At 38.9% G+C, this 25,482-nt stretch carries 22 protein-coding genes; 15 read left to right on the top strand and 7 right to left on the bottom strand.

What is annotated here, in order from left to right; translation table 11 throughout:
- Nucleotides 1–15 precede the first annotated feature (15 nt).
- Complete coding sequence (locus ABMA78_RS02910) at nt 16–1,386, bottom strand: hypothetical protein (protein ID WP_392856878.1); 1,371 nt, start codon at nt 1,384–1,386, stop codon at nt 16–18.
- Between the two features lie 98 nt (nt 1,387–1,484).
- The gene (locus ABMA78_RS02905; RefSeq protein ID WP_392856875.1) at nt 1,485–1,712 is read right to left on the bottom strand and encodes a DUF4911 domain-containing protein; all 228 of its coding nucleotides are present in this window, start codon (nt 1,710–1,712) and stop codon (nt 1,485–1,487) included.
- A gap of 142 nt (nt 1,713–1,854) precedes the next feature.
- Here ABMA78_RS02905 and ABMA78_RS02900 point away from each other — a divergent pair, with 142 nt between their 5' ends.
- The 7 genes from ABMA78_RS02900 (at nt 1,855) to ABMA78_RS02870 (ending at nt 10,470) form a co-directional block, all read left to right on the top strand.
- Nucleotides 1,855–2,583 carry a hypothetical protein gene (locus ABMA78_RS02900; protein ID WP_392856873.1) on the top strand — a complete coding sequence of 243 codons (729 nt, stop codon included), beginning with the start codon at nt 1,855–1,857 and terminating at the stop codon, nt 2,581–2,583.
- An 8-nt stretch (nt 2,584–2,591) separates the two neighbouring features.
- On the top strand, nt 2,592–4,802 hold the full coding sequence (locus ABMA78_RS02895) for a LysM peptidoglycan-binding domain-containing protein (protein ID WP_392856871.1): 2,211 nt from the start codon (nt 2,592–2,594) through the stop codon (nt 4,800–4,802).
- Between the two features lie 86 nt (nt 4,803–4,888).
- Complete coding sequence (topA, locus tag ABMA78_RS02890; RefSeq protein ID WP_392856869.1) at nt 4,889–7,414, top strand: type I DNA topoisomerase; 2,526 nt, start codon at nt 4,889–4,891, stop codon at nt 7,412–7,414.
- Between the two features lie 6 nt (nt 7,415–7,420).
- Complete coding sequence (locus tag ABMA78_RS02885) at nt 7,421–8,341, top strand: DUF368 domain-containing protein (RefSeq protein ID WP_392856867.1); 921 nt, start codon at nt 7,421–7,423, stop codon at nt 8,339–8,341.
- Nucleotides 8,342–8,432: 91 nt separating this feature from the next.
- Nucleotides 8,433–9,533, top strand: coding sequence for a hypothetical protein (locus ABMA78_RS02880; RefSeq protein ID WP_392856865.1), 1,101 nt, complete (start codon nt 8,433–8,435; stop codon nt 9,531–9,533).
- A complete protein-coding gene (locus tag ABMA78_RS02875; RefSeq protein ID WP_392856864.1) occupies nt 9,521–10,045 on the top strand; it encodes an FMN-binding protein in 525 nt (174 codons plus the stop codon). The genes ABMA78_RS02880 and ABMA78_RS02875 overlap by 13 nt, the downstream gene beginning before the upstream one ends.
- 8 nt (nt 10,046–10,053) lie before the next feature.
- Entirely contained in the window at nt 10,054–10,470 is a 417-nt protein-coding gene (locus tag ABMA78_RS02870; RefSeq protein WP_392856861.1) for a hypothetical protein, read from the top strand.
- On the opposite strand, the gene ABMA78_RS02865 is transcribed toward ABMA78_RS02870, so the two are convergent.
- Genes ABMA78_RS02865 through ABMA78_RS02855 form a run of 3 tightly spaced genes read right to left on the bottom strand, consistent with a single transcriptional unit; the run spans nt 10,467 to nt 12,260 of the window.
- Nucleotides 10,467–10,958: a DUF501 domain-containing protein gene (locus tag ABMA78_RS02865; protein WP_392856860.1), complete on the bottom strand. Its 492-nt coding sequence runs from the start codon at nt 10,956–10,958 to the stop codon at nt 10,467–10,469. The two genes, ABMA78_RS02870 and ABMA78_RS02865, sit on opposite strands and share 4 nt — an antisense overlap.
- Nucleotides 10,955–11,686, bottom strand: coding sequence for a hypothetical protein (locus ABMA78_RS02860; protein WP_392856859.1), 732 nt, complete (start codon nt 11,684–11,686; stop codon nt 10,955–10,957). Before ABMA78_RS02860 ends, ABMA78_RS02865 begins: the two co-directional genes overlap by 4 nt.
- A complete protein-coding gene (locus ABMA78_RS02855) occupies nt 11,673–12,260 on the bottom strand; it encodes a DUF3943 domain-containing protein (protein WP_392856857.1) in 588 nt (195 codons plus the stop codon). Before ABMA78_RS02855 ends, ABMA78_RS02860 begins: the two co-directional genes overlap by 14 nt.
- A 123-nt stretch (nt 12,261–12,383) precedes the next feature.
- On the opposite strand from ABMA78_RS02855, the gene ABMA78_RS02850 reads away from it, so the two are divergent.
- Nucleotides 12,384–13,394, top strand: coding sequence for a hypothetical protein (locus ABMA78_RS02850; protein WP_392856856.1), 1,011 nt, complete (start codon nt 12,384–12,386; stop codon nt 13,392–13,394).
- Between the two features lie 64 nt (nt 13,395–13,458).
- Complete coding sequence (gene gshA / locus ABMA78_RS02845) at nt 13,459–15,048, top strand: glutamate--cysteine ligase (protein ID WP_392856854.1); 1,590 nt, start codon at nt 13,459–13,461, stop codon at nt 15,046–15,048.
- Here the strand turns inward: gshA and ABMA78_RS02840 are convergent.
- Both ABMA78_RS02840 and ABMA78_RS02835 read right to left on the bottom strand, forming a co-directional pair.
- On the bottom strand, nt 15,040–15,957 hold the full coding sequence (locus tag ABMA78_RS02840; protein WP_392856852.1) for an aspartyl/asparaginyl beta-hydroxylase domain-containing protein: 918 nt from the start codon (nt 15,955–15,957) through the stop codon (nt 15,040–15,042). The two genes, gshA and ABMA78_RS02840, sit on opposite strands and share 9 nt — an antisense overlap.
- Nucleotides 15,958–16,132: 175 nt before the next feature.
- Nucleotides 16,133–17,239 (bottom strand): hypothetical protein, encoded by a 1,107-nt coding sequence (locus tag ABMA78_RS02835; RefSeq protein ID WP_392856851.1) that lies wholly within the window; start codon nt 17,237–17,239, stop codon nt 16,133–16,135.
- Nucleotides 17,240–17,378: 139 nt separating this feature from the next.
- Here ABMA78_RS02835 and ABMA78_RS02830 point away from each other — a divergent pair, with 139 nt between their 5' ends.
- The 6 genes from ABMA78_RS02830 to ABMA78_RS02805 all read left to right on the top strand — a co-directional run bounded on the left by ABMA78_RS02830 (nt 17,379) and on the right by ABMA78_RS02805 (nt 25,374).
- The gene (locus ABMA78_RS02830; RefSeq protein WP_392856849.1) at nt 17,379–18,017 is read left to right on the top strand and encodes a GNAT family N-acetyltransferase; all 639 of its coding nucleotides are present in this window, start codon (nt 17,379–17,381) and stop codon (nt 18,015–18,017) included.
- A 1-nt stretch (nt 18,018) separates the two neighbouring features.
- Complete coding sequence (gene lysA, locus ABMA78_RS02825) at nt 18,019–19,266, top strand: diaminopimelate decarboxylase (RefSeq protein ID WP_392856847.1); 1,248 nt, start codon at nt 18,019–18,021, stop codon at nt 19,264–19,266.
- Between the two features lie 9 nt (nt 19,267–19,275).
- On the top strand, nt 19,276–19,830 hold the full coding sequence (locus tag ABMA78_RS02820) for a hypothetical protein (RefSeq protein ID WP_392856845.1): 555 nt from the start codon (nt 19,276–19,278) through the stop codon (nt 19,828–19,830).
- A gap of 92 nt (nt 19,831–19,922) precedes the next feature.
- The gene (locus tag ABMA78_RS02815) at nt 19,923–20,201 is read left to right on the top strand and encodes a metal/formaldehyde-sensitive transcriptional repressor (RefSeq protein ID WP_103216553.1); all 279 of its coding nucleotides are present in this window, start codon (nt 19,923–19,925) and stop codon (nt 20,199–20,201) included.
- A 2-nt stretch (nt 20,202–20,203) separates the two neighbouring features.
- Complete coding sequence (dmeF, locus tag ABMA78_RS02810; protein ID WP_392856842.1) at nt 20,204–21,151, top strand: CDF family Co(II)/Ni(II) efflux transporter DmeF; 948 nt, start codon at nt 20,204–20,206, stop codon at nt 21,149–21,151.
- A 152-nt stretch (nt 21,152–21,303) separates the two neighbouring features.
- A complete protein-coding gene (locus ABMA78_RS02805) occupies nt 21,304–25,374 on the top strand; it encodes a tail fiber domain-containing protein (RefSeq protein WP_392856840.1) in 4,071 nt (1,356 codons plus the stop codon).
- The last annotated feature ends 108 nt before the right edge of the window (nt 25,375–25,482 follow it).

Below are 25,482 nucleotides of genomic sequence, written 5' to 3'. Positions count from 1 at the left end.
TAGTTTATCCAATTCTTAGTGGTAGTGAGCTGACCAAATATCTGCCCATGCTTCAATGAATCCACCGTGTCCACCAACAAGAGCGTATGAAAGAATCGCCGCTGGGAAGTATAGAGGCCCAAGAAGTGCTGATTGCTTAGCATGGCCTGCTTCGTGTCCTGAAGCAAAACGGTAACCTGAGCAGAAGTCTAGTTCAAAAAGACCTGCAGACATCTTTCCTGGAACAATTCCAAGTCCACATACATCTGCATAGATTTGCATCTTTGAAGCTGCAATTCTGATGCGTGGTAGATCAAATTCAATCATTCTCATATAACGGTATGGAGTTACGGCCTCAAGAAAGTTGATGAAAAGGTTTACTCCACGACTAACTGGTGCAAGGATTACCTTTGTCCCAATAAAAGCTGCTCCTACCATTGTATTGATTAATCCCCACGATAGGTTAGAAGCAATAACAAATAAGTGCATTAGAGGGTGGTCAGGGTTAGCTGGATCAAAAAGAAGAGACTTCTTACCAAATACACTTTCGTAAGTTGTTAGGGCCTTATCAAATTCAGCTCTTTGTTCTTGAGTGAGAGCTTCTTGCTTATATTCTTTGAATTTCTCTATCTTTTCAGCATTCTCTTTCTTTCCAGTATTAAGAAGGTTGTTGATATTCTCACTTAACTCTGGTGACAGAATATTTGCATCTCTCATGGCCTTAAGCTTTGTCAGAGTTTTCTTAGCATCTTGATCGATGATCTTCATCATTCCGATATAGGCCATATGCTGTTGTAGAACTTCAAGCTTAAATGCCTCATCAGTTTCAGTAAAACGCTGCATCTTATCTGAAGAGATCTCTTCAATATATCCAATCGAACGCTTTGTGTATCCTTCACTTAAGTTTCTCATATAAGTAAGAGAGTAGAGTGCAAGGACTTCGTTTTGTGCCATTTGTTCTGGTGTGTTGATGAGACGTTTTGTTTCATCTTTACGATAAGAATCTTTTCCAGCATCAAATGTAATGGCGTGAATATCAAGAGTTAAATCTTTTACTTGCTTCATCCAGTTGCGAATTTTCTCTTTGCTTTCATTATATTTTTCAACAGTACGCACTCTTCTTCTACGATCGTTTGATCCGTATGTTTGTTTTGAGTCTGTCCAAGTTTCAAATTTTGGAGCACTATTGATTAGCTTGGCAATTTGTTCTGATTTAATTTGTAGCTCGTTGGCCATCATCAGTTTTGAGTCTGATAAATTCGACTTTTCAGAGCTTTCAAGACTTAGCTTGAAGTCATTAAAGTGATTGTTGATACCTTTGTTTGTAACAACTTTACAAGAGGCCATTTGAAGGCAGGCCAATACACACAAGGTTGTATTAGCAACTTTTTTAATTGCTGGTGACATAATCTCTCTCCGTTTTAGGTTTACGGTATTTTGCGAGTTATATCATTTAATTTGATTGAGTTAGTCGGATTTGAAATCTTCTCTTAGGTGTACAAAATTTAGTCAATAAATTGTAGCTCGATTTCTTGAGCTAATTTATTAAGTAAGTACTTAACCTCTGGCTCTAGGCTAGGGTGTGCCTGAACGATAATGTCGCGATGACCTTCGTGCTTGTCTCCTTCGATTGTTGAGTAGAAACATAGGCCTTCATTTGCTTCAAGTTGAAAGTAGAAATATGCTGATTCTTTCTTTGGTACTCTTACAATTGTTTTAAATATCTCACTCATAAAATACTCGACAAGTTTGTTTTTTATTTAGTTATTTGGCTTGGCAGTCTTTGCCTATCCACGAAATTTCATTGACTTAAACGCTTTGTAACCTAAAATATTATTAAAGGCCACTCTTTTATCAAGTCATGGAGGACTACAAGTGAAAGATTTCAGGAAGAGATTTCCACTCACTTCAGTATTAATTTTAGCATTGGCAACGACTTCTTGTTCGTGGTCGAAAAGAAAAACTCTTTTTGATGAAGAAGGATACCCAATCGAAGAAGCGCAGCAGGCCGAAGCTAAACAACAAATGGTTCCTAAGGCCCAGTACGATCAACTTCTTGAGAAGTACGACAAGCTTTTAAAAGATACTAAGGCCCCAAGTCTGGCCGATCAATACAAGGCCAAGGACGGGAAGGCATCAGCTGAGCAAGTACAGCTTAGTATGATTGATGATCTTCAAGGTGCAAAGAGTAGTAGTGTTGCTGAAACAGTCGATGTTTTTGCTAATGAAGTGGTTGCACAAAAGAAGCAAGAGCAATCAGACGATGTTCTTCTACAAAAAGAATTAAATCTTTTAAAGCAGGCCGAAGGCCTAATGGCACAAAACCGCTTAGACCAATCTCTAACAATTCTAAAAGATCTTGAAGGTTCAAGACATAATCAAATTAAAGTAAGAGCAAAATTCTATTTAGCAGAAATGCTTTTTTCTCAACAAGAATTTGATCTAGCAATGCAGTTGTATGAAGAGATTCTTAGACAACATGCTTTTTCAGGTCTTGTTATTAAAAGTTTAGGAAGACTTATTGTTTGTACTGATAAATTAAAATTAGCAAAGAAGAAAGAGAAGTATTATTCAATCCTTCACGATTTCTTCGGTGAAGCATAGGGCGTAGTTTGAAGAAGAAAAATCTAAGCTTATTATTTTGTATCGTATCTCTTCTCATGAGCATGGGACAGGTGCGTGCGCAAGATGATCTTAAGGATCTAGAGCTCTTAGATGATAAAGACCTTCTTATGCTTTTAGAGGAAGAGACTGATCAGCCACAACAAACGGATGTATCAGACGAAGTTCTTGCTGATGAATTAAATTCTATCAAGAGCGATCAAAAGAAGACCCTTCCTGGTGAAGAGGTCCTTACTGATGAAAATCTCCAAAAGATTAATGCTAATAATTTAGAGAATGCCGACAATCTTGAAGAGATTGATATTCTTGCAAAAGATGTTGATACAAAATCACAAGCAACTAATGTAGAGATTGTTGAGCCAGAGAAGGCCAAGCAGTCGAGTGCTAGTGATCAAAAAGTAACGATCAATAAAAACCTTTTCAATGTGGGAAGAGAAGAGAAAGAGCTTCTTGATCTTGCAAAATTTGTTGAAAAGAAAATACCTGAAGAAGAGTGGAATGAGCTCGCAACATCGGCAAAAGTCGATAAGTATGTTGTTCAAGAAGGTGATTGGTTATGGAAGATTTCACAAAATCTTTTTGGATCAGGATTCTACTATTCTAAGATTTGGTCAATGAACCCACAAATTACAAACCCTCACGAAATTGAGCCGGGACAAGTTCTTGTTTTCTCAACAGGAAGTGAAACTTCTTTTCCAAAAGTTGCCTTTGGTAGTTTTGAGGATGATGGGAGTCAAGTTCGTCGTTCTGAAAATGTAAAAGTAGCATCTTCTGGTGCTTTTTCAGCATACGGTGATGATATTAAGTCAGACTGGTTAAAAGAGAGAAGAACTCTTGTAAATAAGGGTGCATTCTTTCAATCGTTAACTGAGTCTTCATATGATGATGTTCTATCAATGACAGAGATCGAACTTAATACTGATTATAAGAAGTATGCTCCGCCTATTTCTCGTATCATTATTGAGGAGCCAGATAATCAATATGATAAGAATGGAATCTCTTCTATTGAAAGACAAGAGATCACGGTTTCTCATGGTTTCTATTTAAATACATTTCTATCGACTAATCATCTTCAAGACTTAGGGTATATCTCTGATAAGCAAGACGAGTCTGTTCTTATTCTTCGCGATCAGAATGTCTACGTTAAGTTTGATAAGAGTGTGCAAGTAAGGCCTGGTGATAAATTCTCAATCTATCAACCAGATGGAAAGGTTTCTCATCGTATTTCTGATCGAGAAGGTCTACGCTATACAATCTTAGGACAAGTAAAGGCGATAAGAGAGTTAGAAGATAATAAGTGGGAAGTATCGGTTGACGAAATTGTGGAAACGATTGAGCGCGGTGCTAGAGTTACAGTTTATACACCTAAGATTGCCAAGATCTTTAAAACTTATAATCCTCGTCGTATTGAAGCGGCCATTATTGGTTCATATAAACAACAAAAGCGTGGACTAGCACTTGGAAGTGTTGTTTACCTCGATCGTGGTCGAGTTGATGGTGTCGAGCTAGGAAATGTTTTTGAAGTTTACTCATTTATGGATAGAGGAACAGGAAAGCAAATTAGTTCTCAACCGACTTATGTAAAAGGTGAGGCAACAGTCATTACTGTTACAGATAATTTCGCTACGGCCGTTATTTCTTATAGTAATTCAGGAATGGAGCTTGGTGATATTGCCCTGACTAAATCTGAGGCAACAGCAAAGATGGCCGAGCAGTTACGTAATAACACTCGCGCTAAGAATCTTGGAAAGCAAGAGAACCTTGCTCTTGAGGAACTTGATGTTGAGCTGAACTTAGATAATCTTGGTGAGGATCTTTTAAAGCAGGTTGATGAAATTCGCCTTGAAGAAGATGAACTTGAAGAACTTGAACGCCAAGAAAGAGAGAAATCGATCATTAAAGAACAAGCTCGTGATCTTAAAGAACTTGAGAAGCTTGAGAAAGAATTGATTGATGCTGAAACAAAATTAAATGAGCAGAAGATTGACGAAGATACTTACTTAGAGCGTCAAGACCTGAATTTAATTGAGAAAGGTGTGAAGGCCAAAGATCCTAACGCACTACCTTCAATGAATGAAATCGAATCACAAGAAGGTCTTAAGTATATGGATGAAGATCTGAACAGTAAGGAGAACCCTTACGGATTGACTCCATATGACATCGAAGAAATTGAAGAACTATTGAATAGTGACTCAAATTAATCTATGCTAGCGAAAAATATGTTAAGATAACCTTGGTGCGTTCTTGTAACGCACCTTGTTTTTTATAATAGGAGATAGTGAACATCATGACACAATCAGAAGTTGTGAGTGAAGCTGCAACAAATGCTGCCTCTAAAAAGGCCTCGAAAAAAGCAGCAAAAAAAACAACAAAGAAGAAAACTGCCAAAAAAGCTGCCAAAAAAACTGCAAAGAAAAAAGTAGCTAAGAAGGCGGCCAAAAAGACGACCAAAAAAACGACGAAGAAGAAAGCCTCTTCGGTAAAAGACAAAGACTACAAGCTAGTAATTGTGGAGTCACCTTCCAAGGCCAAAACCATCAAAAAGTATCTTGGCCGTGGTTTTCAAGTTGTTGCCTCAAATGGACACATTAAAGACCTACCAAAATCAAAACTAGGTGTTGATATCAAAGAGAACTTTGAAATTGACCTCGTTCCAATAGCTGGTAAAGCAGCAAAGATCGAAAGAATTCAAGAATTAGCAAAAGATGCAAATGAAATCTTCCTCGCACCCGACTTGGACCGTGAAGGAGAGGCCATTGCATTTCACCTTGCTGAAGAAATTGGCAAGCGCAAGAAGATCAGACGAGTTATCTTCAATGCCGTTACAAAGAATGCTGTAACGAATGCCGTTGAAAATCCAGTTGATCTAAACGTTAATATGTATGATGCCCAAAAGACACGTCGTGTACTTGACCGCCTTGTGGGTTATAAGATTTCACCAATTCTTTGGGATAAGGTTCAGCGTGGTATCTCTGCCGGACGTGTACAATCAGTTGCCCTCAGAATCATTGTTGAAAGAGAAGATGAAATTAAGGCCTTCGTTCCTGAACAGTGGTTTTCAATCCATGGTGAAATGGAAAAAGATGGAACTCTTTTTGAGTTCAAGTACTACGGTGAAGAGGCCAAGAAGAAAACTGAGTTAACAGACGAAGAATTCACAAAACAAATTGTAAAAGATGTTAATGGGAAAGAGTTTGAAGTTATTGACGTTAAAAAACGTGAAAGAAAACAAAACCCAACGCCTCCTTTTACAACTTCAAAGCTTCAACAGGAAGCAGCTAATAAGCTAGGTTTTACGGCCAAGAGAACAATGATGGTTGCGCAAAAACTTTATGAAGGGATTGCAACAACTGACTTTGGAACTGTCGGTCTAATCACATATATGAGAACGGACTCTGTTAGAACTGAGCCAGAATCATTAAATGCTCTTCGTGAATATGTTAAGGGCCAATATGGTGAGAAGTTCTTATCACCAGAACCAATTGAATATAAGAAGAAGGGAAGTAGTAAGGTTCAAGATGCCCACGAGGCCATCAGACCTACATCTCTTGAATATACTCCAAGTCAACTAAGAGGAGATTTAGAACCAGATGAGCAGAAGCTATACGAGCTTATTTGGAATAAGTTTATTTCTTCTCAAATGAGTCAGGCGATTATCGATCAAACTGCGGTAACTTTCGAGTGCGAAGGTCACTTCTTTAAGGCAAATGGATCGATCATTAAATTCCCTGGTTTTAGAACTGTCTACATGGAAGCTGCTGCAGAGAAAGCTTCACGTCGTGGCGGAAACGATGATGAGGATGAAAATGACACACCAAAGGCAACAGGTGAGTTACCAGTAATTGAAGTTGGTGAGCAAATGCCTGCAAAGAATGGACCTGCTGAGCAGGAACACTGGACTTCGCCACCACCACGCTACAATGAAGCTTCACTTGTAAAGACTCTTGAAGAGAAGGGAATTGGTCGTCCATCGACATATGCTTCAATTATTTCAAATATCCAAGATCGTGGTTATGTCGAAAAGGTCGAGAACCGTTTCATGTCTACTGAACTTGGTACCGTTGTTTGTAAGATGCTTATTGAATCTTTCCCAGATGTGATGGACGTTGCCTTTACGGCCAATGTTGAAAAACTTCTGGATAAAATTGAAGACGGTGAAATTAAATGGAAGAAAGTCCTTAAGGAATTCTGGCAAGGTTTTGAAAAGACTCTTGAAAAAGCAAAAGAGGAAATGAAGAACCTTAAGAAGCAGGAGATCCCAACAGGAATTCACTGCCATAAGTGTGAAGACGGTGAGTACCTTATTAAATGGGGACGTAATGGTCAGTTCCTTGCTTGTCGTAACTACCCAGATTGTACATCGACTCATGACTTTAAAAAGCACCTTGATGGAACAATTGAAATACTTCCAAAAGACTGGTTTAGAGACCCATGCCCTGAGTGTGGAAAGCGTCTTGAGGTTAAGAAAGGTAAGTATGGACGCTTTGTTCGTTGTGAAGAATATCCAAAGTGTGAAACAACTCTTCCATATACAATTGATGTAACTTGTCCAAAGTGTAAGGTTGGAAAGTTTGCAGAGAAGAAGTCTCGTTACGGGAAAATCTTCTATGGTTGTACGAATTACCCAGAGTGTGAAACGGCCCTTTGGAATGAGCCAAAAGTTATGGATTGTCCTGCATGTGGATTTGGCGTGATGGGCGTTAAGGAAACAAAGAGATGGGGGAAACAGCTTCAATGTCCTGAGTGTAAGCACTCTGTAGACTGGGAAGATACTCCATTTGCTAAAGAAGAAGCACAAGAGAATAAAGAGTAATCAATTATGATCAATAAAAATATGGCCCTTGTTTTTTGCAAGGGCTTTCTTATGGGCATTGCCGACTTAATCCCTGGTGTTTCTGGGGGAACTATTGCATTTATCACTGGAATCTATGACAAGCTTCTGGCCACAGTTGCTGCCATTGATAAAGCTCTTATTAAGGATGCACTAACTTTTAATATAAAGAGTGTTTCAGAGAAGATTGATTTAAAATTCATCATTCCGCTAGGGATTGGAATTCTCGGGGCCATGCTTTCTCTTGCAAGGCTTATGCATTATCTGATTAATTATCACCCGGTACCGACATGGGGCCTATTTCTAGGGTTGATTTCAGCTTCTATCATTGTCATTGCTAGGGACTTAAAGGATCGTAAGAATCCTTTGGCACTTGTTATGGTGGCCTTAGGTGCTGCAATCGGTTTTGCTATTACTCAGCTTGTGCCAGTAACAACTCCAACTGATCTATGGTTTATCTATATCTGTGGGCTTATTGGAATTACGGCCATGATTCTTCCTGGAATCTCAGGCTCTTTCATTCTCCTTATTTTAGGGAAGTACGAATATGTAACGGGAGCTTTAAAGAATCCATTTCAAGAGGGTGCACTGGTTATCATTGGTGTCTTTGCTCTTGGTTGTTTAACGGGGCTTGTAAGCTTCTCAAAAGTTTTAAACTTCTTTATGAAGAACTTTCGTGAGCGCACGATGGCCTTTCTTGTAGGGATTCTTCTTGGTACCTTATCTAAGGTGTGGCCTTGGAGAGAAGTGACAAAGTCAGTGGTTATCCGTGGAAAAACAAAAGTTCTTTCAGAGAGTCTCTACTTTCCAACGTCTCTGTCACAGGAAGATATTCTAGCTGTTGTGCTTGTTGTCATCGGCTTCTTCTTTGTCTTCTTTTTAGAGCGTAGTGCTAACAGAAACAACTAAAAATATTGTCTAGTTTAGTGACTTGACCTTTTATTTAATTCTCATTAACATCCGTTTGGCAATTCAAACAAAATGTTCAATAGGAGAATAAATGAAAAAGTTGTTTATCGCTTTAATTGCAGCAACGACAGTTAGTGCTGCTACAACACAAGAGCTAGAAAGAAGAATTGATATCCTTTCTAAAGAAGTACAAAGCATGCAATCAAAAGGTCTATCGTCTAAGGTAAGCCTTGGTGGTTACGGTGAGATTATCTATACTGACAATAGTGAAGGTAAATCTCAGTGGGATACATTAAGAAACGTTCTTTACGTTGGTTATCAGTTTAGTGACAAGTGGTCATTCATGACTGAAATCGAAATTGAGCACGCTGATGAGATCTATACTGAATTTGCTGAAATTCGTTATGCACACTCAGACCTACTAAACTTTAAAGCTGGTCTTTTACTTACTCCAATTGGAATTGTGAACACTGAGCACGAGCCAACTCGTTTTATTGGTGTTAAGCGTCCAAGACTTGAAAATGCAATTATTCCAACGACTATGCGTGAAAACGGTGTAGGAGTTTATGGTACTTGGAATAACCTTGAGTATAAGTACTACATCATGAACTCACTTAAATCAGATGGTTTCACTGAAGGTGGTGTACGTGGTGGACGTCAAAAAGGTGCTAAAGCTGACGCTGGTCACTGGTCACACGTTGCTAGAGTTGATTACGGATTTGACTTTGGTCTAGACCTAGGAACATCAATCTACGTTGGGACAACTAACGGTGTAGCTCAAGGTGAGCACAATATCTACGATGTTCACTTAGCATATAATTACAAAGGCCTATCGGTGAAGGCATTATATGTTTACTCAACACTTGATGGTAAAGAATTCTCAGCAGCGACTTCTACGGTTGTAGCTGACGTAATGCAAGGTTACTATGTTGATCTAGCTTACAATCTTACTCATGGTAAAACTTATTCAATTATGCCATATGTAAGATACGAAAGTTATAACACTCAAGATGATGTTGATTCATCTGTTGGTGTAGCTGACAAAGCAAATGATAAAGAGCATATCACTGCTGGTATTATGTATAAGCCACTTGATAAGGTTTCTTTCAAAGCTGATTTCACAAAATTAAATAATGCATCTAATGCTGGTGAATCAGAAGAAGTAAACTTCGGGATCGGATGGGAATACTAAGATTTTCAAATCTATTCAATATTAAAGCAGTAAAGGGGATTTTCCTCTTTACTGTTTTCTTGTTTTTGGCACAAACTCAAGTTCATGCAGGAATTAAGGAGACTCTGTCTAAGAAGTATCCTGATTGCTCGTTTGTTGAGAAGTCTAAGTTCTTAACTGACAAAGAATTTGAAACAATTAAGTCAAAGTACCCAACTCGAAATATTCGTCGCTTTTATTCTTTCTATAAGAGAGAGTGTAAGAATAAGACATCATATGACTTTGTCTTTACTGATACTGTTCGTACAAAGAATCAGGTTCTCCACGTTCACGTGGTAAAGAATAATATTGAGAGCTTGGCCATTGTTAAGTTTGAAGAGCCTTCTGAGTACAAGGTTAAGGCAAGCTGGCTTTCTCGCTTTAAATCACAGAGGCCAGATTCAATTGATATTGTTTCCGGAGCGACTCTTTCTTCAAATAGTACAAAATTTTTAGTGTGGTTGTCGCTATATCTACAAAAAGATATACTCTAGTCTAAGCTATGACACCTTCAGAAAAGAATAATCTATTTATCTCGAATTACTTCATTGTTGTGACAGGAACAATTTACTTTGTGGCCAAGTATTTTATGGCCATTGAAGGTGACTGGGGAATCGAAACACATCCTCTTTCAATTTGGATGCAAAAGCTTCACATCTTATCTGTACCTTTTCTTCTTTTCTTTGTTGGGACAATCTTCTCAAATCATATTTATAAGAGAGTTCTAAGTGGCTACAAGAAGTCACGCACCTCGGGAATTTTCCTAATTGGACTCTTTGTAGTGATGAGCTTATCTGGATACTTAATTCAGGTTAGTGATAATGATCTTTTAAGACAGTGGTCTGCCTATATCCACCTTGGAGTGTCTCTTGTGTGGAGTCTAGGCTTCACTTACCATCATGTGACGGCCAATCGCTAAGCTTGTTGTAATTTCTTATCAACTAGCTCACCAATGACATGAGGGCGCACTAGGTGAAAAGCATAGAACATATGAAGACATCTTAAGTGATAGAAGTCTCTAAGGCCTCCGATTCCAGTATCTGTAATCATCGGCATCATATTATCTGGTAACTCAAGATTCATTTCTTTAAATAGGTTCACTCTTTCATCGCGATATGATTCATGAATTGCTTTCACTTTTTCTTTTAGTTCTTCATCAGCATCAATCATGGCCTGAAGCTCTTTGGTAAAGCCTTGTCCCTCGATTTGGCTAATGGCCTTATAAACAACAGGGTCAACTAACCAATAGATCGTTGGAAAAGGAACTTTATCAACAACGGGAGTCACTTTGATCGAAGCAGGTCTACCATCAGTTGTTCTTGCTGAAACCTCAACAATACCTCTGGCCTCTCTTTTTAAAAAGGCTTCGATTTGTTCAATATCTTTATCTGTTACTTGCGTGCTCAAAATAGAGATGCTCCTATTGTGTAAAAAATTGAAAACGAATTAATATCTTCTCGCGCGCTCTGCTCTTTAAGGATTTCTACTTTCGTTCGATCCGTTCGGTCGACTAAAGTGGTCTTGTAAGAGCGATAGGCTGCTACTGAAACTTCTGCAAAGAATGGGAAGCGATATATTTCTTTAACCTGTTCGATACCAATAGAAAGCGAGCCACCAAAAGAGTCATAGTTTAGCTTAAGCTCTTTGCCATTTGTATCGATATTAAAGTCATCAAGATCAAGAGAGTTTAGAAGCCAGCTAGGGCCAAACTTCACGTAGAGCTTAAATCTTCTAAAACCAATATGATGTAAAAAATCAACTTCATAGATATCGCTATTAATACGAATTGTCGGGGTAATATTGAAAGATCTGAAATTACCTCGCCCCTCTAAAACAGTACTGTCATAGGCAAAGCGAAGATCTCGTGCACGTCCAAAAGTTGTATGGGACTCAAGGCCAATTTCAACTCTCTCTAGGCGAAATGAAAATTGCGTATAAATACCAAAAGCTTTTGATTCTTCTCGGTCTTCGATATCGTATTTGTTCTCAAATTGGTCGTCATCTAATTCGTTGAAAATAGTGTTCTGTAGAGTGAAGCCAGCTCTTAGGTAGAATTCATATGGCCCAGAAGCACTTCTTGCATTTAAAGAAGCAAGGGAGATCATAAATATGAGAATCAGTTTAAAATTCTGCATGAAAGTAATATCCAATTGATTTCTTGTCTATGTCTGGTGCAATGACTGCATATGCTGTTCCTTCAAAAATTGAAGGAAAGAGAGTCATTGGGTTAATTAGGTGGCCAAAGAAGTGCCCAACCTTGCTATCTCCATTTAGTAGAGACATTGATAGCTTCTCAAAGCCGTAGCCCATAACAGCTCCAAGCACAGGTGTTTGATAGAGGTCTTGTACTGAAGCAGGTTCAGTATAGACTTCGATGAGAAATTCAAAAATAGTACTGGAGACAAAAGTTAGTGCGAGGGCATCTGCATATCGATAATTTCGAGCACGATAGTAGAGAAACATTTGTGAACCTGTATAAGGGTGGACCATATAGTTCCAAAATGGTTCATCGCGATCAAAAACGATTTTCCCGAAGTTTTTACGGTAGGTATCCCATGATCCTTCATTTCTTACGGTATCCCACTGGGTTAGGGGATAGGCAATGAGAGAGATTCCAAAAACAAATCCAACGTCTTTATAGATCTCTTCTTTTGTGTGATCACGGTCTTGGTAGAAATACCTTTTTTGTGCAAAAGAAGTGCTTTGCATGCACAGAGTAAGTATTGTAAAAGATAGGGTAATTATAAAACTTTTCACGATGTGATCTTATATAAATTTGGCCACGTTCTGGCCAATAATACATTGCGATAATTAAGCCAGTTCACAAAAAATATGAAAAAATTAATCTCTTTTTTATTAATTTTATTTACCTCATCACAAATCTTTGCTCAGAGTTCTAATTATCTTGTTTTTGATGAGAGAGAAGACGGGCCATGGTTTCCAATTCAGCTGTATATCAATGGTTCATTTGACGTTATTCAAAACCCTTATTGGTTTAATCAGAAGGACTATTTTGAAAAGCATAAGATTGTTTGGGATAAAGTAAAAGATCCCATTCATTCGATTAAGAAGAATGGTGGATTTGATAAACTACTAAAAGAAGAATTCTTAAGTAATCGCGTATTGCCAAATATTTTCCTTCATACATTTGGTGGCGCCTATGAGACGAAGAAGCTCATGGAGTACTCTGACTACTACGATATTAAATGGGCCAAGACCTTCTCATTCTTTGTAACCTTTGCCATGCACTTTGGAAATGAGGCCAATGAAACAACTCAGCCTGAAGTATCGGCTCTTGACCATATTGCAGATCTTTACTTCTTTGATGTGGCCGCATTCTTCTTAGGTTTAAATGATCCCTTTATGAATTTTATGGTCGATGAGATGGGGATGACGACTTGGCATTTCATGCCTGTCTATGATGTTGAACACGAAGACTTTTTCAACGTTGGATTAAATTATATAATGCGTCCGAAATTTCTTCACTTTGATAAGTTTAGGCCCCTTCTTTATATGGGGATGATGAATATGGTGGGATTAACTTATGATAACGGTGACCTCTCTCATTCAATTACGGCCGGAATGGCATTTACAAACCCTCTCGAGCAGAAGGGCCGCTTTGTTTATGGCTACTTTTTAGAAACCATGGGCAGACAGGCTGCGTCACTACTCATGAACAGTTCAGAGGACTTTAGAGTCCGTCTCAACCTTTATCCTGCACTATTTCACTTCTATGCTGATAGCGCTTCTAATTTTGCGCTTATGCTTGGCCAAACGAAGAATGAAGACTTTGCCTTTGGGATAAATTATGAGCTTCCTATAAGTATTGGGAATGTTAACTAGGTTAAGATTAGCTTGCTTGCATATTACTGAAAGCGTACTATAGATGCGAAATATAGGACGATTTATGATTAAGATTAATAAGCAAGCAATTGAAAATTATCAAACAAAATACGGAAGTGATTCAATTCTAAATGTTAATAAGGGAATTGAAAAAGAAGGGCTTCGTGTACAAGTTGATAGTGGCAAACTTGCAAGCTCCGATCATGATCCAAAATTTGGTTCAAAGCTTCTTCATAAATGGATTACAACTGACTTTGCTGAGAGCCTTCTTGAGTTTATCACTCCTGTTTCAAAGTCTAACCGTGAAACATTAAACACACTTGCTAATCTTCAGCACTATGTATTAGAGCAAGATTCAAATGAAGTCATTTGGCCATCATCAATGCCTTGTATCTTACCAGAAGATAAAGATATCAAACTTGCATACTACGGTGAGAGTAACTCTGGCCGACTTAAGACTCTTTATCGTTCAGGGCTTGGGCTTCGCTACGGTAGATCGATGCAGGCCATTGCTGGCCTCCATTATAACTTCTCCATGACTGATGAGTTTTGGCAGAATTGGCATGAATTAAGTGGTAGCGATCTTTCCTTGCAACTATTTATCAATGAAGAATATCTCAACCTTTGTCGTAACTTTAGAAGTTACTCAAATGTTCTGCTTTATTTATTTGGAAATTCTGTTTCTGTTCATGAGTCTTTTCTTAATGGTAAGAAGCATAACCTCGAAGTTCTTCATGAGGATGAAGTTCATGGCAAGACTTATGGTTCAAAAGAGGGAACTTGCTTAAGAATGGGAGGACTAGGTTATACAGGTGCTTCTCAAAGTGGAATTCGCATTTGTTATAATAGTCTTGATAGCTATTGTGATAGTTTAGAAGAAGCGCTGCAGATGAACTTTGCAGACTTTGATAAGATTGGTTTAAGAAATGAGAAAGGTGAGCTACAGCAAATCAGCACTCATATTCTTCAAATCGAAAATGAGTTCTACTCAATTATTAGGCCAAAAAGAATTGCCCCTCCTGGGAAAAGTGCTCTTGCTAGCTTAAGAAGCAAAGGAATTGAGTATATTGAAGTAAGGCTTCTCGATTTAAATCCATTTGCAAAAAATGGGATTACTAAAACTCAGGCAGACTTCCTTGATGCATTTCTTTTGACATGCCTATTCATGCAGGCCGACAAGTGCAATCGAGAAATCTATAATGAGATAGAAGATAATAACCAGCTTATTGTTAAACAGGGAAGAAGTGCTGGATTAGAAATTGGCCTTAACGGTTCAAAAATTAATTACCAAGAATATCTAACAAAATTCTTTAATCAAATGACTGAAGTCATTCATGCTATTTCAGATGGTGAGCGTAAGGTAGAATTACTCTCTGCCATTGAAGAGCAACGTAAGTTAATTGATCCTGCAAATACTTTATCTCAGAAGGTATTTGATCTTGTCTCACAAAAGGGACATATACAAGCAATGAAAGAGCTTGCTCTTGAGCATCGTAAGGAGTTAGCTTCTAAAGATGTAAATCATATTTTTCAAGAAGAGTTGGCACTAGAGAAGAATGCATCAATTCAGCGGCAGGTGGACTTTGAGAAATTCGACGACGTAGACTTTGAAGAGTACGTCGCCGCATATGTTGCTTCTAGTTTTTCAAAATAGAGATTGAATAAAAGTAAGTACTAAGTAAATTAAACCAAATGCGAGAGCAAGTAGTGTTAAGTTTACAGTGTGCTTAATGATCTTATAAAGAACAATATTCGTTTGCTTAAGCGTTCTTACTTTAAGAAGAGTTGGAGTAACTGCACCAAAGATTGCATTTACTAGTCCTCTTTGATCACCTGGAACGTTAGGAACCAGAGTGATTCTCATAATTTGTTTAAAGATGAAATTGATAATTTTTCCTACGATATTCGTTGGGCGATCCACTTCTAACATAAGAATAATTCTTTCATTTTCAGAATTATTAAATGCAAAGTGAAGGTATGTTTCATCAAAAAGTAGGGCCTCTCCATCACGCCAAGAATAATCGGTACCATCAATATTGATATAACAACGATCGTCGTTAGGCGTTTTAAGACCTAGGTGGTAACGAAGTGAAGTGGCAACAGGATCTAAGTGCTTCGTAAGTTTTGATCCCACTGGCAGAATTGAGTACATGGCACCGTTAACCCCAGGAACCTTTGAAACAAGTTCAACTGTTTTCGGGCATAACTCTTTCGCTGACTTAAGAGTTGTTCCATACCAAGTTAGGTAGAATTTCGACCAACCATACTTATAGAAAGTTCTAAAACCAATATCGTAGTATGCGCTTGAAGTTGGGTCCTTTACCTTATCAAAGTAGCCGTTCTCTCTAAGGCTTACGGCCTCATCGCGGATTGTTTCCCAGTTCTCTTGAACAAGTTTTAATTCTGGAAAGTCCGCTAGATTCATAATTGGCTTTGCCGCTCTCTTCTTTGTGAACATATAGAGGAGACAATTTAAAGGTGCAAAAATTGGCCAACCCTTACGTAGATAGAAGTTTAAGCTCTCATATCTTTCAGTTCCACGGTAAGCGTAGACATAGCCCATTGAGGCAATACCAAAAAGAAAGAGAAAAATGAGTACAGATATAACGCTAATAGTCTTATCCTCGTTTAAGTTTTAACAATTAGGATCAAATATACATCAAGCGTCTGCTTTCCTCCATGATTTTTCTCATTATGTGTAATGTGTCATTTTGAAAATAGGTCTTTTCTGAAATGGTTCAGTCAAGCTCTGGATGCTTGACCACGCCTTTGTAGATTGGTTTACATTTCTCAACGCCAACAAATTGAAAAGTTGAACTCTTCACACTTGAGACAGGCGCCGTAGCGGTATCAAGGAAGGCCTTGGTTTTTGAAATCTCTGGTTTCGTAAATGTTCCCTTAATCACTTGCTGTAATTCAGGACAATATTTCTCATCAACAACAGAAACAATAAAGTTCTTAAAGGTTTGCTTTTCAATATTGGCCCCACCTTGGGCAATAATTAAATGCTCTTGTGTTGCAACAGCAACATCATCAAAGACAACCAGGTCTCCAGCAAGTGTCACTGCTGCATTAATCTGTTTCAGGTTTGTGTCCCCACCACGAAAGCCACCAACTGTTTGCCCTAGGCTTGCAGCACTCGTATAGAGAAGTCCAATAGGGCCAAGGGCCACAACGGCCGCGGCATCGATAAGGCCAATACTTCGAGTATCGAGAAAGTTCGTTATAACATCATCGACCCTAAAGCCTGTTAGGACTAAGTTCTTGCCTGATACATTTGTTGTAATATCACCATTCACTTTTGCTTCAAGATCAATAAGGCCTGATAATCCTAGGCCAGCATCAAAGTATTTAATGATGTGGTTAATATCAAGGTTGTTATAATTTAAGTGGACATCTTTAAGTGTGGCGAGATTTAGTGTTAGGACACCACGATTCTTGCTACCAAAATCTGGAATATGTATCTGACTTATCTCTACTGTTGTTCCTTCTTTCTTATGAACAAAACAACTCATACTCTTAAGTTTGAATTTCTGAAGTTCAATACCAACTGCTTTTACTTTTATTTTAGAATTAAGGGCCTGGATGTAGCGATCAAGTTTTTTAGCATTAACATCAATTTCTAAGAAGCTTATATTAACGGAGTTAACTTTCAGTTCATTTTTCTCATCCAACTGATACTTTAGATTATGGAGAGTCCATTGGCCGATACTGATTTTTTCAACACGTTCAATTCTCACTCCGGCCATGGCCAGAGACTTCTTAATGACCCACTTATAATTCAAGATAAGAACGATTAGGGTAGTAATGAATATGAGCACTATGCCTAGAAATATTTTTTTCATGAGTAAAACGATCGGTCATTGGTCAATATTATGTATTTGTCACAATTAAAGCACATAAGCAGAGTATCTAAAATAAAAACTTTATTAATTGAATTAATTTATTCACCGCTTTTATGAATGCGCTATAATAGATTAAATTATGTTTAAAAAGCTAATTCCTCAAACATTGCAGACTCTGTCTAAGACTAGTAAAGAGTATAATTCCTACTGTCCTTTTGTTACAGATCACAAGTCAAGGCCCGTACCTGAGGGGATAAAGACACGTTATGCTAGGTACGACGATGCCCAGGCAATCGCTCGTATTATTAGTGAAAATAATATTGATCCAAATCTCGACTATTCTTTCTTCCTTGAAAGAACAAAGAAGGAGTTGGCCCGCGGTGGAAATTTAAAAGGCTTTCACTTAATCGTCGCCATTGTTGATGAAGAAATCGTTGGCTATGGTAGGTCTATCTTATACACGCAGGAAATGGTGAATCGTTACAAGTACAAAGCACCTATTGGGTGGTATCTCATGGGGGTTACTGTCCTGCCTGAATATCGGGGCTCTGGAATTGGTGATCTTTTAACTCGAGAGCGACTAAGACATATTGGCCAGATCTCAACGAAGGCCTTCTATGTTGTTAATGCAAATAATAAGACTTCGATTAAAATGCATGAAAAATATGGTTTTAAGTTAAGAGAAGAAGGGCCGGGCTTTTTAAAAATAAAATTCAATGGCGGGCTAGGAATGCTATATGAATGCAGCTTAATCAATAGGGAAGTTAATAAGGATTAAAATGGACTTTTTCAACTATAGAGACAATGAGTTATTTGCAGAAGAAAATAAAGTTTCTGATCTCGTTAAAAAGTATGGAACACCACTTTATATTTATTCTTTAAAAACATTTAAAAGACACTTTCTCGCCTTTCAAGAACCATTAAAAGAGCATCGTCATTTAATTTGTTACGCCGTTAAAGCAAATTCCAATATTAATATTTTAAAAGAACTCACGGCCATGGGGAGTGGTTTTGATATCGTTTCTCGGGGAGAGCTTGAAAGAGTTTTGGCCGCTGGAGGACTTGCATCAAAGACCGTATTTTCAGGGGTTGGAAAATCTCATGATGAAATAGAGTTTGCACTTGAAAAAGGTATTAAGTGCTTAAATGTTGAATCAGTAGCTGAGCTTAGAAGAATTAATGAAGTTGCAAAGAGGTTAAATAAGAAGGCTCCTGTTTCCATTAGAGTTAACCCTGATGTGGATGCCAAGACACATCCTTATATTGCAACTGGCCTAAAAGAAAATAAGTTTGGTATCTCATTTCAAAAGGCACAAGAGGTTTATGAGATTGCTCACTCGTTGGAACATATCAATGTTGAAGGAATTGATTGTCATATCGGTTCTCAGCTTACGAATGTCGGCCCTTTCTTAGAAGCACTAGAAAGGCTAAAACAATTAGTTGATACCTTAAGAAAGAATGGCACACCCCTTAAGCATATCGATTTAGGTGGGGGACTCGGGGTCAAGTATCGAGATGAAGTTCCACCACACCCAAGTGAATATCTGGCCCAAGTGATTAAGAGTCTTGAAGACTATCCTGAGTTAGAACTTATTTTTGAGCCAGGTAGGGCCATTGCCGCAAATGCAGGTATTCTTGTAACAAAGCTTGAGTATATTAAAGAGAATGAAGGTAAGTACTTTGCCATTGTTGATGCGGCCATGAATGACTTAATGAGGCCTGCGCTCTATCAGGCGTGGCAAGAAGTCATTAAGGTAGATCAGTCGCTCAAAGGAACAAAAGAAAATTTTGATATTGTTGGTCCCGTATGTGAAACAGGGGATTACCTTGCAAAGGAAAGGGAACTTGAGCTTTGTGAAGGGGAGCTTCTCGCAATTCGCTCTTGCGGGGCGTACGGCTTTACCATGTCGAGTAATTATAATTCAAGGCCTAGAGCATGTGAGTTGCTCGTTGATGGCACTAACGCTCGTTTAATAAGAAAGCGAGAAACTTACCAAGATCTTTACTACTTGGAACAATGTGATTAGGATCCAAATATGAATTCAAAAACTGTAACGCTAACACCACTTTTTCCAACAACTGAATGGGCCTGGGATATCTCAAAAGACCATGGCAATACTGTTCGTATTCTACATCCATCCGGGAACGTCTTTATTTCGCAAGTTGTATTAAATCGTCAGTCTCGTTTAGAAGGTAATGAACAAAAGATTTATGATCTTAATTTAAAAGATGTTGATCTCATTGCTTATATTATGGATTACTTCATTAACAAGGCCACAACAAAACTAAATCGTGGCAATGCCATGATTGTTGCAGGAAACCTCGTTAGTTGTTACCGCTTTCGTCTACCTCTTGGGCCAGAAACACTTCCCTTAGAAGACCAGAAAACTTCTTTTGGAGAGTATCGAAAATTTGGTGAACATAAGCTCTTCATGGATGGCCAAGAAATTAATGTCTTCGTTATTGGAAAAGAAGGTAAGAATGAGTTCTATGCCGTAACTCTTAATGATACGAAAATAGGGGATTTTAATATCCCAAAGCTTGAGCTTCTAAAATTCCCTCGTTCATATTTCAGACAGAGCTTTGATTAACATGCTTTTTTAAGTACTTGATTTTACTGTGGATTTCTTTACACTATCTTTAGTAACTATACTGGGGTATAGTATGGTAGCGGAGGTTAAAGATGGCCCATATACATCAAAATAAGAAGAAAATTATCACGCGAATTAGACGTATCAAGGGACAGCTTGAGGCGGTTGAGCGCGCGCTTGAAGAAGATAAGGATTGCTATAGCATTCTACAAACACTGGCCGCTTGTCGTGGTGGACTTAATGGACTTACAGGTGAGCTAATAGAAGAGCATGTGAAAAATCACGTTATGGTTTCTCCACTCGATCCAAAAACACCACAAGATGAAGCTGCAATTGAATTAGTAAACTTAATTAAGACTTATTGGAAATAGAGATGAAACATAAAGAACATATCGAACCACATAATTATGTCCTAGAAGATGATCGACTAGGATCAAATGAGAAGAAGACGATGCTCGTCATTCTTCTTACTTTTGTAACCATGGTTGTCGAAATTGGTTATGGATACTTTACCGGATCAATGGCCTTACTCGCTGATGGTTGGCATATGGGCTCTCACGTAGGAGCTCTTGGAATTACTGTTATCGTTTATCGTCTGGCACGATCTGAAAAAATAAATGAAAAGCTAAGCTTTGGTGCCGGAAAGATGATTCCTTTAGGAGGCTACACTAGTGCTCTTATGTTGGGAATTGTTGCCATTGTGATGGGTGTTGAGTCGATTGGACGTTTTCTAAACCCAATGGCGATTAAATTTGAAACGGCCATTCTTGTGGCCATTATTGGTCTTATCGTAAACGTACTTAGTGCGGTTCTTTTGTGGGACTCTCACGATCATCATCATGGACATGATCACGGTCACAGTCACGATCACAGTCATGGCCATAACCATGTTCATGACCACAACCACCGCTCGGCACTTTTGCACGTCATCGCAGATGCTCTAACTTCAGTGATGGCCATTGCTGCTCTCTTTGCAGGAAAGTACTTTGGTTGGAATTGGGCCGATCCAATTATTGGTATTCTCGGTGCCATCGTCATTTTAAAGTGGGCATGGGGGCTTGCTAAGGATACAGTTTGGGAACTTCTTGATGGAAATTCAAAATTATTTGATGAAGACGAAATCAGAAAGCTGTTTTCACATGATGAAGATATTGAGATCGCAGATCTTCACTTATGGAGAATTGCTCCCAATGCTCATGCATGTGAAGTGATGATTTATAATTGCAAACTAAAGGGGAGTGAGTACTACCGTGAAAAGATACTAGCGAAGTACGATATTTCTCACCTTATCGTTGAAGAACGACTTTGTACTAAATCATAAAATTATAAGTTATTAGAATGCCGTCTTTTTGGGGCAGCAATGCCCCATCTTTTTACTCCACCTCTTATCATTTCAGTACGTTATTTGCCGATTTTTAAATTGTATTAAAATTCTCATACGAATTTAATTGAGATCGTCGATAAAGAAGCGAAATGATGAAGATATTTAAAAAGTCTTATATTCATATTTTATGCCTACAGCTATTAATTTCTAGTTGTGTGCCTGAAATTCAACGTCGCGATAATAGCCGCGGTGAAGTTCAGGTTGAGAATATTAGTGTGCAAGGTGATAAGCTTAGAATCGTAGGTTCGAGTCTTCATAAGGTTGAAAATATTCGCATCACAGATAAGAGTGGAGCGACTTCTAACTTTTCAATTGGTTCACAAAATGAAGGGGAGATCATTGCAGATGCTCTTTCCAACACACTTCTACCTCTTAATCAAATTCTTACCATGACTTTAGAGAGCGCAAGTGGTGCAAGTACATTTTCAATTAATGTTGATCTTCCGGATCTTGGAGCATCTCACGGACAGATTCTTCAATACAATGCCATCACAAGAAAGTGGGCCCCGGCCAATCAACCAACTTCAAGTGTAACTTCTGTAAATGGTAAACTAGGTGCGGTTAACCTTACGGTTGAAGATCTATACGATACAGACACAAGTGGTGCCATCTCAGGTTCAATCTTAAAATTCAATGGAACAAATTGGGTTATTGGAACAGACGAAGGTGGTTCATCAACAAATGCAACTTCTATTCACAACCGCTTAGTTTCAAATATTTCACCAACAGATGGGCAGGCCCTTGTTTGGAGTAGTAGTAACTCCTCTTGGGTTCCTTCTACTATCGCAAGCGGCGGTGGAGGCGGCTCTGGTGAAGCGAATACAGTTTACTCAACAGGTGGAACGTCTATTTTTAAACAAAAGGTTGGTAGCCAACTTCAGTTTAAAGGCCTTTCTCCATCTTCTGATATTAATATTACTGAAGGTTCAAATTCACTTGGACTTCAAATAAATACAGGTAATGGTGCAAACCAACTTCTAAGACTTGATTCTCTTGGAAGACTTCCTGCTATCGATGGTTCACAACTAACAGGCATCTCTGGCGGAGGTGGTGGAAGTGGTGAGACCAACACAATGTCAACGGCCGCTGGTGCTTCGATTTTTAAACAGAAGTCTGGTGTGGACTTTGTGATGCGAGGTATTTTAGGTTCATCGGACTTCGTTGTTAATGAAAGTACGAATACAGTTGATCTACAAATCAACACGGCCAATGGTGCAAATCAACTTTTAAGGCTAGATGCAAGTGGGCGCCTGCCTGCTATTGATGGTTCTCTGCTTACTGGAATTGCGGCCGGTGGGGGAGACTCAACTTTACAATCACGTGACGTATCGGCCGCTGCACCAACTAATGGTCAGGCCCTTCTTTGGAATGATGTTAGTCAACAGTGGGAACCAGCGACAATCACTGCTGGTGGAGCCGGTGGAGAAATCAACACGGCCTCAAGCGCTGGTGGCGAAGCAATTTATCAAAATAAAGTTGGATCAAATTTAGTCTTTAAGGGACTAACAAATACATCAGATATTTCCTTAACTGGAAATGCTAATGATATTCAAATTGGAATTAACACTTCAAATGGAGCAGGACAAATTCTACGTCTTGATTCTTTTGGAAGACTTCCGGCATTGGATGGATCTCTTTTAACAGGGATTGCGGCCTCTGCTTCAGGAGATGCTGTAAGCTTACAAACGAGAGATATCTCATCAACAGCGCCAACAGATGGACAGGTCTTAACTTGGAATAACTCTGTGTCAGAGTGGGAGCCGCAAACTCTTGCAGCTGCTAGTTCTGATGCAACAACTCTTCAAACGAGAACTATTTCAACGACTGCTCCAGCAGATGGACAGGCACTCGTTTGGAATAATGCAACTACTCAATGGGAGCCTCAAACAATCGTTTCAGGTGGTGGCTCAGGTGAAAATAATACTATTTCAAGTGCTGGTGGAGTTTCTCTTTTTAAACAGAAGTCAGGCGTTGATTTAATCTTAAAAGGTCTTCAAGGCTCAACTGATTTTGCGATCTCAGGTAGTACTAATACTGTTGATCTTCAAATTAATACATCAAATGGTGCAAACCAACTTCTAAGACTTGATGCCTCAGGACGTCTTCCTGCTATCGATGGTTCTCTTCTAACAGGAATTGCTGGTGGAAGCTCTGATGCAACGGCCATTCAATCACGTACAGTATCTGCAGTTGCTCCTGCAAATGGACAAGCTCTTTTATGGAATAGTACAAGTTCTCAGTGGGAGCCGACAACAATTGTGACAGGTGGAGCAGGTGGAGAGGCCAATACAGCTTCTAGTGCCGGTGGAGAAGGTTTATTTCAAGCAAAGGTTGGAACTAACCTTGTTTTTAAAGGCCTAACAGGTGGCGCGGATATCACACTGACTGGTAATACTAATGATGTTCAAATTGATGTAACAACGACCAATACAGCTAATCAACTTTTAAGACTTGATGCTTTTGGGCGTCTTCCTGCAGTTGATGGATCTCAGCTAACAGGAATTATTACTTCTGATAACACAATTCAATCACGAGCAGTTGCTTCGACTGCACCAACTGATGGCCAGGCCCTTGTGTGGAATAACACAGCTTCACAGTGGGAACCACAAACAATTAGTGCTGGTGGTAGTGGGGAAGTTAACACAATTTCAAGCGCTGGTGGCGCAACTTTATTCAAACAGAAAACAGGAAGCGACCTTGAGTTAAAAGGTCTAACTGTGACAAGTGACCTTGCGATAACTGAAAATGTAAATGATGTACAAGTTGGAGTGAATACTTCTAATGGTGCTAACGAACTTCTTCGCCTTGATGGCTCTGGCCGTCTACCGGCCATTGATGGTTCTCAGCTTACTGGGATCTCTGCAGGTGGTGAATCTAATACGGCAAGTAATGCTGGTGGAAACTTTGGCCTATACTCTCAAAAGGTTGGAGACGATCTTCAATTTAAGGGGCTAACTTTTAGTTCTGATTTTTCGGTGATGGATGTTGGGACATACTTAGATATTTCTCTTGCAAATACAAATGTTGCTGATGGACTTCTTCGTCTTGAGTCTGATGGAAGCTTGCCATCTCTGGATGCGACAAATCTTTATAACCTACCAGCAAGTGATACAACACTACAATCTCGTGCTGTTTCGACACTTGCTCCTACAAACGGCCAGGTTTTAACTTGGAATAGCTCTTATTCAGAGTGGGAGCCAGGGGACTTAGTTGCTCCAGGTGATGATCTTGGAAACCATACTGCTACTCAAAACTTTCAAATTGGTGCCAACTATATTTCATACTCAGGACTTGATGAAGGTCTCTATGTAAACCTTGGCGGTAATGTTGGTATTGGAACTAATTTACCTGCGGCCGATCTTCATATTGTCGACTCTCATGCAGAGGCCAAAATTCAAGATAGCAATACAGGTATTTCATCAGAGGTAAACTTCACATTCCTTGCAGATGGTTCTGAAGCTGGCTTTGCTCTTTTAAATTCAAATTATGACTGGGCCGCAGACTTTCCAGATGCTTCTTGGTCAGATGTGATGTTATTTCACTCTGCACCTGAGACTGCTAATGGAATGCGTATGCATGCCTTTGCTGGTGATATTAATTTCTCTGTTGGAGATGCTTCACTTACTGATGTTCTTAATGTTAACGGAACTGAAGGAAATGTAGGGATTCTCACAACAACTCCAGATGGAACTTTTGCATTAGATGTAAATGGTTCTGTTCGTGGTACTGCTGCGTTTGATTCAACATCAGATGAGCGTTTAAAAAAGAAGGTCGTAACAATCTCAAGTGAGATGTCAATCCTCGATAAAATCTCTCTTCTTGATGGTGTTTATTTTGAGTGGAGAAAGGATGAGTTTCCACAAAAGAATTTTAAAGAGGGTAGAGATATTGGTGTCATTGCTCAAAATGTCGAAAAGGTTTTCCCTGAGGCCATCTCAAAAGACGAAAGCGGCTATCTAAGTGTTGCTTATGCCAAATTAGTAGCGCCACTTATTGAAGCAGTTAAGGGCCTATTTACGATTTCAAAGGATCAAGGAAGAAGTATTGCTTCCCTTGAGGCCCGCACAAAACAACTTGAAGAAGAGAATCAGATGCTTAAGGAAGCTCTTTGCGAAATGAATCCGAAAGCGAAGATTTGTCAGATCAATCAATCTAAGTAGTTGTAATTACGAAAAACTCCCATGGTTTTACAGAAGATTTTATAGGCTCCCTTGAGCTTGGTGGCAATGCGTTATACAAGTTCATCTAGAACAAAAACACGGGACGAT

It is taken from the genome of Halobacteriovorax sp. RZ-2 (genome assembly GCF_043196685.1).
Taxonomy (GTDB): domain Bacteria; phylum Bdellovibrionota; class Bacteriovoracia; order Bacteriovoracales; family Bacteriovoracaceae; genus Halobacteriovorax_A.
This window is presented reverse-complemented; position numbering and strand designations above follow the sequence as displayed.